We start from the raw sequence: 13,892 nt of genomic DNA, 5'->3' as shown, positions 1-13,892 counted from the left end.
CATTAACCTATACTCATAAAAAAGCCCTGAAAGCAGACACTTTCAGGGCTTTTTCTCGCTATTGCTTAGTTCAACCAGCGATATAACCTAAAGCCACTAAACCCGAAACGCGTTTAGATTTGCGACATTAGCCATTGCTTAGTCTCAGCGTCGGTAAATGCGCCTTCAACACTATTACGATAGATGTGAGCATAGTCATCAGCCGATAGGTTGAACTGCTCAATGACCTTTTGTACTTCTTTTGTCATGGTGGTATTCGATACTGTGCGATTATCGGTATTGATCGTCACTGGAATGCCTTGCTTACGGAAAGACTCAATCGGGTGAACGTCTAAGCTCTCTACCGCTTTCGTTTGTACGTTACTGCTTGGGCACGTTTCAAGAGCAACTTGTTTCTCGTGTACCAAGTCAAACGCTTGTTGATGTGTGGCAATGTGAATACCGTGTCCAACACGCTCAGCACCTAGCATGGTGATCGCATCAAACACGTTCTGACCTTCACCCTGCTCACCGGCATGAATCGTGACATTCAAGCCTTTTTCCTTTGCGTATTGAGCAAAAGGAATAAACTTCTCGCAAAAACCCAGCTCCTCACCACCGGCTAAGTCAAACGCAGCAACACCCTTGCCAACATATTGAGCACCAACATCAATGACGTCTTTAATTTCATCAGTCGGCATATGACGCAACAGCGATAAAATAATATTGCCTTTAATGCCATGTTCCTTCTCAGCACGTTTCATACCGGCGACAACACTGCCAATAATGCCGTCGATAGACAAACCTTGCTCACGGTGCAACAGTGGACCAAAGCGCACTTCCATATACTTGACGTTTTCTAACGCCGCATCTTCATACACTTCAAAAGCGATTCGCTCTAGCGCATCTTGTTGCTGCATCACAGAAAGGGGAAGATCAAAACGTTTCAAATATTCAAGCAAGTCGGTACAGCTTTCAGGCGCCACCATCATTTCACGAACAACATCAACATCTGTGCTCGCGAGCGCTACGCCTTGTTGCGCAGCCAATTCAATGATGGTTTCAGGTCGCACGCTGCCATCTAAATGACAATGTAGATCAATTTTGGGTAATGCATGGTAGTTCATTATCGCTCTCACTCTATTTTTATTATTGAAGTCTTTAAGGTGTGGACTTCTGCTAACGAAGGGGGTTCATAAACCGAGCTACGCTTGAATCTCCATTCTCAAAACTTGCTTAGCTATAGACCATAAACCTACAGGATTAGAAATTCGCTTTCAAACCTCAAATTTGACGCAAACGTATGCGTGAAAAATAAAAATTTTCTCATCACTGTTGGTTTATAAATAATCAATTAATAATAGAACAGTTTACTCAGCTAATAGCATGCATTCATAAGTCATTGGCATACTAAGGGATTCGGTGATAATGTTACATGTAACATTACATTGGTTAGTAAAAGATAATGACAACTGAACGAAAAGGGCGCCCTACTCTACAAGATATTGCCGATCAAGTAGGCGTAACAAAAATGACCGTATCTCGCTTTATGCGCAATCCAGATTCTGTCGCTCAAAAAACGCGTGATAAAATTGCGGCTGTCATAGAACAGGTGGGTTACATTGAAAACCGCGCGCCAGCTATGCTCTCTAAGTCTTCCAGCAAAGCCATTGGTATTCTTCTTCCCTCTTTATCAAACCAAATCTTTGCCTCTTTTGTGCAAGGTATTGAAGCGGTCACCAAGGCCAATGGTTATGAAACCCTTATTGCCCATTTTGGCTATGATGAAATAGAGGAAGAACATAAAATCGCTTCACTACTGTCTTATCAAGTTGATGCTTTAATCCTTACCGAGAGTCATCATACTCAGCGCACATTGCAAATGATTAAAACCGCGGATATACCGGTTGTTGAAACCATGGAGCTACCCGCAACACCTATTGATATGGCGGTAGGGTTAGACCACGTGGAAGCCTCCTATCAAGCGGTTCGACAGATGATACAAAAAGGGCGAACCTCGATTGCCTATTTTGGTGCTCGTTTGGATACCCGTACTCAACTGCGTATGCAAGGTTATGACAAAGCCATGAATGAAGCGGGCCTGGAAATTAAGCATATCCTCACTGAATCGCACTCTAGTTTTTCTCTGGCTTCCGAGCTCCTAGATATGGCGTTGAGGCAGCACCCTGATATAGATGGCGTATTTTGTACCAATGATGATATTGCTATTGGTACCATTTTAACCGCTCAGCAACGCGGCATTGCGGTACCGCAGCAACTTGCCGTCGTGGGTTATAACGCCTTGGATATTGGCCAAACTATTCATCCTAAACTCGTAAGCGTCGATACGCCTCGTTATGACATTGGCGAAAAAAGTGCTGAGTTATTGATTGCAACTTTGAAAGGCAATGCACCAACGCAGCGTAGCTTTGATTTGGGCTATCGAATAACAGAAGGTGAGAGTCTGTAACGGTTAGTACTTGCTCTCTTCTCTCACACCTTGTTCTTTCATTTAGCCATGACTCTTTAGCTCCCCTTCCCCCAAAACGCGATCAGTGACAGATCGCTTTATCTCTCATCAGAGGGTCGAATGTACGCCGTTACATACCCCTGACAATTCGCGACATTTCCTACATTATCAGACATTTCTCTCGTGGATGTTTTAGTCGCAAACTATTACATTGCACGCCAAGTTATTACGTCCCCTATAAATACCACTTTTAAGAGTAAAAGGTTTCAGAATGAAAAAAGCAATCGCACTCGCACTATGTACCGTTTTTGCCTCAAGCGCTTACGCTGGTGCAACTGACCCAGGTTTCTACATCGGTGGTGGTTTTGGTTTAACTGAAAGCAAATTGGACAGCCTAGATGACTATAGCTTGCCAACACCTGACAGCGAACGCGCACTAAAAGTTTACGGTGGCTACCAGTTCAACCGCATCGTTGCTGTTGAAGCAGGTTACACGAACTACGGTAAATTCACACACCCTGCTGCGCCTGGTTTATCTGCGACTCCAACTGCACTCTCTGTCGCTGCAAATCTTGGTTACACGTTTGATAACGGTATTCGCCCATTTGCTACTGTAGGTTTATCCCATGTAAACACGAAAACCAGATTCGGTCCCTTCTCAGATGAACAATCTACTCTAGGCATTCGTTACGGCGTTGGAGTCGAATACGCTCCCAAAATGATTGATGGATTGGCTATGCGTCTTGCTTATGAGATGGATGCATTCAGCTATGAACATCCATTACATATCACAACAGAAAAAGCAAAGATCGCTGTTGGTGGCCTGTACCTAGGTGCTTCATACAAATTCTAAAGGCGTCAATGCTTTAGATTAAACATAAAAAAGACCGCTGAATGAACAGCGGTCTTTTCGTTTGTCGTGATAATATCTTCTACCACATGAGGTCATCTGGAACAACAAAGTCCGCATACGGATCATCTTCTGCTGCGACTTCTTCTTTCACGTCATTCTCGATGACGGTTTCAGTATCGCGCTCAGCAATCTTCTTCGCAACAATCGTTGGAATGACGACATACGTATCTTCATAACGCGCAATCGATAGAATGCCTTTCGCCAATTGATCACGTGTTTCTTGCTCTACATACAACGACTTAACCAAGTTATCATCGGTAAAGTTGTACTTAATATCGCCGTTCTTATTGTCGATTTTATTCATATTCAACAATTGCTTAACTTGAGCACGCATCTCTTTACTCAGAACCAGTGCGTCACGCTCTTTGTTTAACTGTTTATCACGCTCGAGTTGCGCCGCTTTATTTTCTTCTACCGCAGCTTTGGCTTCACGAGCTTGTACTCGAGATTTTTTCGAGCCTTTCTTGGCTTTTTTCAGTTTCTTTTCGTTGACTAAACCAGCTTTTAGCATCTGCTCTTGGAGACTTAGTTTGGACATAAAATAACAGGCCTATAAAAATGTGTTCATCTGCTGTGATGATCCCAAGAAATGACGCATTGAGCAAGCCTGAATAGCAACTTTCCTACGATGTACAGAACAAAGCGACTGAAAACGATCACGTAAAGGCTATTGCGCAGGATGGTTACGCAAGATCATGACGCATGCCCCCCAAAATAAACAAAAGAGCCTGCCAAAATAAACTTAAGCAGGCTCTTCAAATAGGTCAGACAAACAGCGGGCTCGTTTGACTCTGTGATAGTTGAATATATGGACGGTTAGTCAAACGCTTTCTATACGATAAAGCTCGCGCCTTCTTGCGCACTCGATACGGTATTGCGCATCACTGAGAATAGGTTGCGTCCCCACTCTTGTTGTTGGGATTCTGTATCGATCACCGCCGGCGTTCGTCCTGTCATGTCGGTCAGGTTTTCTAAGGTTCCTGTGTGACAATCTAAGCGAATAATGTCACCTTCTTGTACTAGCCCGATCACGCCACCACGCACCGCTTCTGGTGACATATGAATGGCCGATGGAATCTTACCTGAGGCGCCCGAGAGACGGCCATCAGTCACCAGTGCCACTTGGTGTCCTGCTTTTTGAATATTACCTAGAATCGGCATCAACTTATGCAGTTCAGGCATACCGTTGGCGGCTGGGCCATTATGCGTCACCACAATCATGCAATCTTGATTAAGCTCGCCATCATGATACGCTTTTTCAACATCATGCTGAGATCGAAACACTTTAGCAGGCGCTTCAATCACCCGATAATCTTCCGATACCGCAGAGACCTTAATAACAGACGTACCCAAGTTCCCATTGAGTACCTTCGTCCCACCACTTTGACTAAACTGCTCATCAAATCGTGAGATCACGCCGCCATCCGTCGATTCCTCAACGGGTGTCCAAACCAACTCTTCACCTTGTAAACTCGGTAGTGACATTTGGTCTGCAAATGACCCAAACACAGGTTGAACATCTCGGTGCAGTAAGGATTCCGAATCTAGACGTTTCAGTAACGCAGGCACCCCACCCGCGTCATGGAAGGCATTCACATCAGCAGGACCATTGGGATACACCTTCACTAGCAATGGCACGACATCCGACAGATCACTCATATCCTGCCACGTTAGAATAATACCTGCCGCTTTTGCCACCGCGACCATATGAATGGTGTGATTCGTTGAACCGCCAGACGCAAGCAGTGCGATAACACCATTAACGATATTCTTTTCATCCACCACTTTGTATAACGGTCGATAATTTGGTGTTGCCTTCGCCATTGAGGCGATTGATACTGCCGCAGACTTCGTCAGTGCATGTCGCAGCGCGGTATCAGGTTGAACAAACGCAGAGCCTGGTAACATCAATCCCATGGATTCAAAAACAAGCTGATTGGTATTGGCAGTACCATAAAAGGTGCAGGTTCCCGGTGAATGATAGGCGCTGCATTCCATCTTTAATAACGCATCGTCACCCACTTCACCCGAAACATATTTCTGGCGAACATCGACTTTTTCTTCGTTACTTATGCCCGTTTTCATTGGTCCTGCAGGCACAAAAGCCGTGGGTAAGTGACCGTAAGTCAATGCCCCCATCAATTGCCCTGGGGCAATTTTGTCACAGATACTTAACAGTAATGTTGAATCAAATACATTGTGACTCAGCGAAATCGCCGTGGCTTGTGCAATCACATCGCGCGAGAAAAGTGACATGTCCATACCCGGTTGACCTTGGGTCACACCATCACACATTGCAGGCACCACGCCAGCAACTTGTGCGGTATGCCCATATTCAGCCAACGCCACTTTAATTTCTTGCGGGTAACCCAAATATGGCTGATGAGCACTCAACATATCATTGTACGACGACACTAAACCAACGTTAGAGCGGGTAAAATTGAGTATTTGGTCCTTTTCAGACTGACATGACGCCGCCACCGCATGGGCCAAATTTCCGCATGATAGTTGTGTCCGCCCTTTGCCTTGAGACTCCTGATGTTTCATGGCATCTAAATATTGGCCACGTAATACTTTACTGCGCTCAATGATACGAGCCGTTACTTCTCTTACTATTTGATTAGTCACGCGCTACCTCCAAAGCAACAGCCGCACGTTCAACGACCTCTTCCATGGTGCAATCAATATCCACAACCACGGTCTGAGGTTCTGCATCAGGCCGCTCCAAAGCATCAAACTGGCTTCTCACCATGTTCTCTTTCATAAAATGACCAGAACGATTACGCATGCGATCAAGAATAAGGTCATAGCTGCCGTCAAGGAACAAGAAGGTAACGTGTTCATTGCCTTCCCGAATTTGATCGCGGTAGTGTTGTTTCAATGCGGAGCAAACAATAATGCCATGCTCATTTTTACTCTCTAGGCTATAAGCCGCATCACGAATGCGCTCTAACCACGGGGCACGGTCATCATCATTGAGTGGTTCACCCGATGCCATTTTTTGAATGTTTGCTCGTGGGTGTAAATCATCTCCATCAATAAATTTTCGACCAAGCTTTTGCGCTAACATTGCCCCGATTGTGCTTTTTCCTGATGCGCAGACACCCATCACAATTACACTACTACCCGCCATAATCTCTTCTCCTATCCAAGTTTGCGCTGGATCCCAATTTTTGAATTAACTCGTAAATATGGGTTTATCTTATTCGTGTTATCGGTAACATGTTACCCGTAACTTAAATAAATGTGAACTATAACACAATTAATATTCCTAAAGGTGAACACATGGAACAACTAGCCCAAGGTATGGATCCTACCTACCTATTAACCGTGGCGGTGCTTGCAGTAGCGGCATTGTTACTGCTTATCATCAAGCTCAAAATACACGCATTTGCGTCGCTAACATTAGTAAGTTTAGGTACTGCGCTCGCGACGGGTGTCTCTTCTGATCAAGTCGTACCAACCATGATGGGTGGCTTTGGCGGCACGCTTGCTTCTGTTGCTTTACTGGTTGGCTTAGGCGCTATGATTGGTAAAATTTTAGAGGTAACGGGAGGCGCAAAAGTACTCGCCGATACGCTTATTGGTCGATTTGGAGAAGAGAAAGCCCCCTTTGCTTTAGGTGTTGCTTCTTTGCTATTCGGTTTCCCTATCTTCTTCGATGCGGGCTTAGTCGTGATGATGCCAATCATCTTTAGCGTCGCAAAACGCTTTGGTGGTTCACCAATCAAATACGCCCTGCCTTCTGCTGGTGCGTTTGCAGTAATGCATGCCTTTGTCCCTCCACACCCAGGGCCAGTTGCTGCGGCCGATCTTCTTGGCGCTAACATCGGTCTATTGTTGTTTGTTGGTATCTTGGTTGCGATTCCTACTTGGTACTTTGGTGCTTACTTATTTGGCTTATACGCGGGTAAAAAATTCGATATCCCACTGTCTAAAGCCTTCTTTAACTCTGACGCGATCATCGACGAGTCTAAACTGCCAAACTTCGCAACAGTACTCATGATTCTTGTACTCCCTGTATTCCTTATCTTTATGGATACAGGTCTGAACACGCTTGCGGTTGCTGGCGTGATTGACGGTACATCACCACTCGTTGAATTCTTAAGAATGCTGGGTAAAACACCCGTTGCATTATTAATTACATTGCTGGTTTGTTTGGCTGTTTTTGCCAAAGACTACGGCATGAAGAAACTGGAAAACCTATGTGGTGACTCTTTAGCCCCTATCTGTGCTGTTATCCTGGTAACAGGTGCTGGCGGTATGTTTGGTGGTGTATTACGTGCCAGCGGTATCGGCGATGCTTTAGCAGACGTGATGGCTGACACTGGTATGCCTGTTATTGTTGCGGCTTTTGTTATCTCAACCTGTCTTCGTGTTGCGCAAGGCTCTGCAACGGTCGCGTTAACGACAACGGCTGCCCTTGTTGCACCAATGGTCGCAGCAACCACTGGCCTAAGTGAATTAGACCTATGTTTCATCGTGATTGCTATTGCAGGCGGTGCAACCGTACTTTCTCACTTCAATGACTCAGGCTTCTGGTTAGTGTCTCGCCTACTTGAAATGGATGAGAAAACGACACTTAAGACATGGACTGTGATGGAAACATTACTTGGTACGATTGCGTTTGCTATCGTCGCGACACTCAGCTTTATCCTTTAAGGTTTACTATGAAAACGCTAGAACAACAGCTAAAAGAAATTCGAATCGTCCCGGTTATCGCCATCGACAATGCCGATCACGCCGTGCCACTGGCTAGAGTGTTGGTCGAAAATGGCCTGCCTTGCGCGGAAGTGACATTTAGAACGGAAGCTGCGGCGGAATCCATTCGCCTCATGCGTGAGGCGTACCCTGAGCTACTCATTGGTGCCGGAACCGTACTTAACGCTGCGCAAGTAGATATTGCAAAGGACGCAGGTGCTGACTTCATTGTTAGCCCAGGTTTAAATCCAACAACCGTGAAATACTGCCAAAAAGTCGGTATTGCGATTGTTCCGGGCGTCAATAACCCAAGCTTAGTAGAGCAAGCAATGGAACTCGGACTTAAAACCGTTAAGTTCTTCCCTGCAGAGCCCTCAGGTGGCGTATCTATGCTGAAAGCATTATCCGCCGTTTACCCGGTTGAATTCATGCCAACGGGTGGCGTCAGCCCGAGTAATGTTGAGGAGTACCTAGCCGTACCAGCCGTTCTTGCTTGCGGTGGTACTTGGATGGTGCCAACTCACCTGATTAATGAAGGAAAATGGGATGAGCTTGCTGAACTAGTGAAAGCTATTTAGCACACCACTCGTCTTAGTAGGTACAAACAAAAAAGGAGCCTCGGCTCCTTTTTTGTTCACAAATTACATTCATCGCATCGTATTGGTTAGCTGATTAACGCTTTGTATTGTTCCTATCAAATCCTAGCGTGGCTTTAGTGCCGCGTAGAGGGCTCGACCATCTTACTGTACAGTTCCATCCAATAATCCATGATTAAACTTTTAGAATTTGATTTATTAATCGCCATCTCATAAGAAATTTGATTTTCAAGTTCCTTAACTTTCAGGCGCCGCATGCGACCACTGATGACCCACTGCTCTGCATAAAAGTCAGGTAAGAAACCAAGGTAACTGCCGCTTAACACCAGAAATGCAGCGCCTTCTCTATCTGGTGACTCAGCGCACACATTAAACAATGACCAGTCGATATTCGCCGTGGAGCTGGATTGAATCGTGGGATAATGGCTGATATCGTCAATTTTGTAATCCACTGATTTAACAGAAAATAGAGGATGACCTACTCCACAATATAAGTTCTCAATTTCAGAATAGAGCGGGAAATAATCAAAGCAATCGACCTTCTTTCCTACCTGAATAACACCAACATTCAATAAATTATTACGCAGATCAATCTCCACCTTTTTCGATGGCATCATTTGCAAATGAACCGCCACATCTGGAAATCTATCTCGCATCTGAGTAATCATGTCCGTAATAACCATTTTTTTATGGTTAATAAAATTATCGGTAATTCCAAGATAGATCTCACCTGCCGCTTTATTATGTATTCGGTTCACTTCACTGCAAAAATTTGAAATCGACATTTGCAGATCCTGAACGTGTGAATAAAATTGCTCCCCTTCACTCGTCAAAGAGAAACCTCCTCGCCCCCGATTACAAAGATGAAGTCCCGTTCTGGTCTCTAAGTCCGAAATAGCAATACTGACCGCTGAGCGACTAATATTGAGTTCGCCCGCCGCCTGAGTAAAGCCCGACAATTCCACCACTTTGCAGAAAATTCTCATCGTTCTTAAGTCCATATTGGCTAACTGCCTAAAATAATCTCTGCTCATGAGGGGAATATCCATCCATTTTGAATGGGGATAATGTAGCACCAAATGGCCGTATGTTTACATATTGTTAACGTAAGGTTTCGTAATTGGTGATTTATCTCCTATTTCGTCGTGTGTAGATTGCTGTCATAGAAACCAACATCAAACAGGGAGACACACTATGTCATTGACCCAATCTCAATTTGACGCTCATTGGATGCCTTTTTCGAGCAATAGAGAATTCAAAAACAATCCACGTATTTTCACATCAGCATCGGGTCACTACTTTACGGACGACAAAGGAAGGAAAATCTATGACAGCCTTTCTGGCTTATGGACGTGCGGTCTGGGTCATAATGTAATGGAAATCAATGATGCCATCAGCAAGCAATTAAAAACGTTGGATTATGCGCCAGGCTTTCAGTTTGGGCATGCAAAGTCTTTTGAGCTAGCAGAAAGAATACTTGAAATCATGCCTAATGGGCTCGATAAAGTTTTCTTTACCACGGGCGGCTCTGACGCGGTTGAAAGTGCGTTAAAAATTGCCAGAGGGTATTGGCGCAAGAAAGGCCAAGCATCAAAAACGCGCTTTGTGGGCCGAATGAAAGGCTACCATGGTGTCAACTATGGCGGCATTAGTGTTGGCGGCATTGTCGGCAACCGTTCACTCTTCGGGCAGGGTCTTGAAACCGACCATCTGAGCCACACTATGCAGACCGCTGGTACCTTTAATAAAGGGCAACCAGAGAATGGTGCAAGTCTCGCGAATGAGCTGCTTGATATTATCGCACTGCATGATAGCTCTACGATTGCAGCAGTCATTGTTGAACCCGTTGCAGGCTCAGCTGGCGTCATCCCTCCCCCTGCAGGGTATCTGGAAAGACTGAAAGAGATATGCGTTGAACACGATATCTTGCTCATTTTTGACGAGGTGATTTGCGCCTTTGGACGCATGGGCGCTTATAGCGCTGCCGAAGCATTTGGCGTTACCCCGGACCTAATGACAACTGCGAAACAAATTACCAACGGTGTTTTTCCATTAGGGGCGGTACTCGCACGCCAAGAAATCTATGACTGCTATATGAGTAACAGCGGAGCTGAATCTGCCATTGAGCTCCCGCATGGCTACACATATTCAGCGCACCCGATCGGCTGTGCGGCTGCTTTAGCGACACTCGATTACATTCAATCTAACAATGTGATCAGTCAGGTTGAGGCGCTAAGTTCTGAATTTGAATCCAAAGTACATTCATTAGCCAACCTCAACTCAATATTGGACATTCGAAATTATGGCCTAGCCGCTGGTCTCACTATCGACTCCTCTGGTCGAATGCCAACCGATAGACCCTATGAAATCGCAATGAAGATGTGGGAGAAAGGCTTCTATACCCGCTTTGGCGGCGACACTATACAGCTCGGCATTCCTTTCATGTCATCGTCTGATGAAATTGATTCTTTGGTTAATGCGCTTGGTGAAAGTATCGAGCAAGTCAATTAAATAGCGCTTTGGCGCAGGTCACTAAATAACATTACACATCACTAAATAACATAAAAAGGGAAAAAACATGGCGAATATAGGACACTTTATTGGTGGTGCATTAGTCTCTGATTCACTAAGAGAAATACCGGTATACAACCCCTCAACTGGTGGCGTTGATAATACGGTTGCCACCGCCTCGTTAGAAACAGTAAAACATGCCATTGAAAAAGCCACCAATGCCTTTCCAGCATGGCGCGATACTCCCCCGGCTAAACGCGTTAAGGTCATGCAGAACTTCAAACTGTTGCTGGATGAAAATAAAGACACCATTTGCGAGCTTATTGGTCAAGAACACGGAAAAATTGGCCATGATGCGCTCGGTGAGCTCACTCGCGGTATCGAAAATGTTGAATACACGCTGGGTATCGCTGAAAAGCTCAAAGGAGAACATTCTAACAATGTGGGACCTGATATTGACTCGTGGAGTGAATTTGCACCTGTCGGTGTCGTCGCAGGTATTACCCCATTCAACTTTCCTGCCATGGTGCCGTTGTGGATGTATCCCATCGCCATTGCATGTGGCAACTGTTTTATCTTAAAACCCTCGGAGAAAGCCCCTTCGGCACCACTATTCATCGCTAAGTTGTTGAAAGAGGCTGGCTTACCTGATGGCGTCATGAATGTCGTCAATGGTGACCATGAGGTGGTCAATGCCCTTCTCACCGATGATCGCATCAAAGCCGTTAGTTTTGTGGGTTCCACGAATGTTGCTGAGTACATCTATAAGACTGCTGCCGATAATGGCAAGCGCTGTCAGGCATTAGGCGGCGCAAAGAATCACGCCATCGTCATGCCCGACGCTGATTTGGATAATGCAGTAGAACAACTCATTGGTGCCGCCTTTGGTTCCTCTGGCGAGCGCTGTATGGCACTGTCTGTCGCCGTAGCCATTGGCGATGACGTTGCTGACAGGCTCATTGATAAACTCTCAACGGCAATGGAAGGACTTAAAGTAGGTCCTTACCATGACAATAGCGCCAACTTTGGTGCAGTGATCAGTGCAGAGCACCGTGATGCTGTGGTCGCACATATCAACAGCGCTGAAGAACAAGGTGCGAAGATATTAATCGATGGTCGTCATACAAAAGTAGACGGTTACGAAAATGGTTATTTTGTTGGCGGCACACTCATCGACAATGTGACAACTGAGATGTCTAGCTACCAAGCCGAAATCTTTGGTCCTGTACTTCAAATCGTACGTGTCAGTTCAATGGAAGACGCAATGCGTTTAGTCAACGAACATGAATATGGAAATGGCACTTGTATTTTTACAAGAGACGGTGAGGCCGCACGCTACTTTAGTAAGAATATTGAAGTAGGCATGGTTGGGATCAATATCCCGTTGCCGGTCCCTGTTTCCTACCATAGCTTTGGTGGCTGGAAGCGTTCCGTGTTTGGAGACCTTGGAGCTTACGGCCCTGACGCTGTCCGCTTCTATACCAAGAGAAAAACCATCACTCAACGTTGGCCTTCAAACGGTGTCCGTGAAGGCATCAAATTCTCATTCCCAAGTTAAGCGTTCCTGTACCACTAACCCTAATACCAATTGGGGTTAGTCCTTTTACCACAGCAAAGCATAATACCATTTATGTTAAGGATAACGTCTATGCAGTTTCAATTACACACGACCAAAAAAGCCTTATCTCAATTATTAGTGGGGACCGTTATTGCGACATTAGCGACCGCAACATTAGCGACATCCTCCGTATACGCGAAAGACTTTATACTGTCTCAATCCTATCCGACCGATCATATATTCCATATGACGGCTCAAAATTTCATGTCTAACCTTGACTCGACAGGCTCTCAGTTCAAGCCTTCTTATCATTCCGGCGGTGACCTAGGAGGTTGGGAAGCTCAATTCGAACAAACCATAGACGGCGTGATTCCAATGACCATTAGCTATGGCGCTTCTGAGTTCGATAGCCGCCTCGATTTAACATGGTTAGGCTACGTCGTTGATGACTGGGAAAGCGCCAAAGTGGCCTATGGTCCAAATGGCGACATGTTAGATATCTATAATGAAATTTTTAATGACATCGGTCTACATGCGTTAGGGATCGTCCCGACTGGTTTTGGTTCTATTGCCGTACGTAAGGGTGTGGGAAAGGTACCTGTAAACTTCCCCGAAGATGGTAAGGGCATTAAGATGAGAACGGCGACCGTTCAAATTGGGGTTGACCGATTCAATGATCTTGGCTTTGCTGCTGTACCTATCCCATATGGCGAGCTATACACCTCTTTACAACTCGGTGTTATCGATGCTCGTGCAACCGCCCCGGCAGTTGAAATCTGGCAAATGCGAGATGTTCTTGAAACCTATATCCTAACCAAAGATTACTTTGAGCAAGCGTTTTTCCTCGTCAATAAAGACTGGTGGGAAGACCTACCTTCAGATGAACAAGCGAAATTCCAACAAGCCGCGGATAAAACAATGGCTTGGGTATGGAATGAAGCACAAGCCATTGATGAAGGGTACCTACAAAAAGTAAAAGATTCCGGCATCAAAGTCGTTGAACTGACAGATGACCAAATGAACAAATCAAAAAGCATTATTTACAAAAATGAGTGGCCAAAAATGGAGAAACTGGTTGGTGTCGACATTATGAAGAAAGTGACGGCCATCACCCAGCAATAGCCAAGTATTAGTCAGTATTAATAAGATCCCCGAATTGTCTTA

12 protein-coding genes are annotated in these 13,892 nt (G+C 45.2%); 7 read left to right on the top strand and 5 right to left on the bottom strand.

The features are described from left to right. Nucleotides 1–113 precede the first annotated feature (113 nt). Nucleotides 114–1,106 carry an adenosine deaminase gene (gene add, locus L4D74_RS15475; RefSeq protein WP_265674199.1) on the bottom strand — a complete coding sequence of 331 codons (993 nt, stop codon included), beginning with the start codon at nt 1,104–1,106 and terminating at the stop codon, nt 114–116. 338 nt (nt 1,107–1,444) lie between these two features. Between add and L4D74_RS15470 the strand changes: the two genes are divergently transcribed. Together L4D74_RS15470 and L4D74_RS15465 are read left to right on the top strand one after the other, a co-directional pair. Next, complete coding sequence (locus tag L4D74_RS15470) at nt 1,445–2,449, top strand: LacI family DNA-binding transcriptional regulator (protein WP_265674200.1); 1,005 nt, start codon at nt 1,445–1,447, stop codon at nt 2,447–2,449. A 271-nt stretch (nt 2,450–2,720) separates the two neighbouring features. Next, nucleotides 2,721–3,302, top strand: a complete 582-nt coding sequence (locus tag L4D74_RS15465; protein WP_428753092.1) for a porin family protein — start codon at nt 2,721–2,723, stop codon at nt 3,300–3,302. Between the two features lie 79 nt (nt 3,303–3,381). On the opposite strand, the gene L4D74_RS15460 is transcribed toward L4D74_RS15465, so the two are convergent. The 3 genes from L4D74_RS15460 to L4D74_RS15450 all read right to left on the bottom strand — a co-directional run bounded on the left by L4D74_RS15460 (nt 3,382) and on the right by L4D74_RS15450 (nt 6,495). After that, on the bottom strand, nt 3,382–3,900 hold the full coding sequence (locus tag L4D74_RS15460; protein ID WP_428753091.1) for a DUF2058 domain-containing protein: 519 nt from the start codon (nt 3,898–3,900) through the stop codon (nt 3,382–3,384). Nucleotides 3,901–4,193: 293 nt separating this feature from the next. After that, nucleotides 4,194–5,990: a phosphogluconate dehydratase gene (edd, locus tag L4D74_RS15455; RefSeq protein ID WP_428753089.1), complete on the bottom strand. Its 1,797-nt coding sequence runs from the start codon at nt 5,988–5,990 to the stop codon at nt 4,194–4,196. After that, on the bottom strand, nt 5,983–6,495 hold the full coding sequence (locus tag L4D74_RS15450; RefSeq protein WP_428753087.1) for a gluconokinase: 513 nt from the start codon (nt 6,493–6,495) through the stop codon (nt 5,983–5,985). The genes edd and L4D74_RS15450 overlap by 8 nt, the downstream gene beginning before the upstream one ends. A gap of 152 nt (nt 6,496–6,647) precedes the next feature. Between L4D74_RS15450 and L4D74_RS15445 the strand changes: the two genes are divergently transcribed. After that, on the top strand, nt 6,648–8,024 hold the full coding sequence (locus tag L4D74_RS15445; RefSeq protein ID WP_428753085.1) for a GntP family permease: 1,377 nt from the start codon (nt 6,648–6,650) through the stop codon (nt 8,022–8,024). An 8-nt stretch (nt 8,025–8,032) separates the two neighbouring features. Then, entirely contained in the window at nt 8,033–8,641 is a 609-nt protein-coding gene (locus L4D74_RS15440) for a bifunctional 4-hydroxy-2-oxoglutarate aldolase/2-dehydro-3-deoxy-phosphogluconate aldolase (RefSeq protein WP_428753084.1), read from the top strand. 134 nt (nt 8,642–8,775) lie between these two features. Here the strand turns inward: L4D74_RS15440 and L4D74_RS15435 are convergent, their stop codons facing one another. Further along, nucleotides 8,776–9,693 (bottom strand): LysR family transcriptional regulator, encoded by a 918-nt coding sequence (locus L4D74_RS15435; RefSeq protein WP_428753082.1) that lies wholly within the window; start codon nt 9,691–9,693, stop codon nt 8,776–8,778. Nucleotides 9,694–9,853: 160 nt separating this feature from the next. Here L4D74_RS15435 and aptA point away from each other — a divergent pair, with 160 nt between their 5' ends. The 3 genes from aptA to dctP all read left to right on the top strand — a co-directional run bounded on the left by aptA (nt 9,854) and on the right by dctP (nt 13,850). After that, nucleotides 9,854–11,170, top strand: coding sequence for an omega-aminotransferase AptA (gene aptA / locus L4D74_RS15430; RefSeq protein WP_428753081.1), 1,317 nt, complete (start codon nt 9,854–9,856; stop codon nt 11,168–11,170). A 67-nt stretch (nt 11,171–11,237) separates the two neighbouring features. After that, nucleotides 11,238–12,728, top strand: coding sequence for a CoA-acylating methylmalonate-semialdehyde dehydrogenase (locus tag L4D74_RS15425; RefSeq protein WP_428753080.1), 1,491 nt, complete (start codon nt 11,238–11,240; stop codon nt 12,726–12,728). 90 nt (nt 12,729–12,818) lie between these two features. After that, nucleotides 12,819–13,850, top strand: coding sequence for a TRAP transporter substrate-binding protein DctP (gene dctP, locus L4D74_RS15420; protein ID WP_428753079.1), 1,032 nt, complete (start codon nt 12,819–12,821; stop codon nt 13,848–13,850). Nucleotides 13,851–13,892 lie beyond the last annotated feature (42 nt).

This window comes from Vibrio cionasavignyae (assembly GCF_050337155.1).
GTDB classification, from domain to species: Bacteria; Pseudomonadota; Gammaproteobacteria; order Enterobacterales; family Vibrionaceae; genus Vibrio; species Vibrio nomapromontoriensis.
This window is presented reverse-complemented; position numbering and strand designations above follow the sequence as displayed.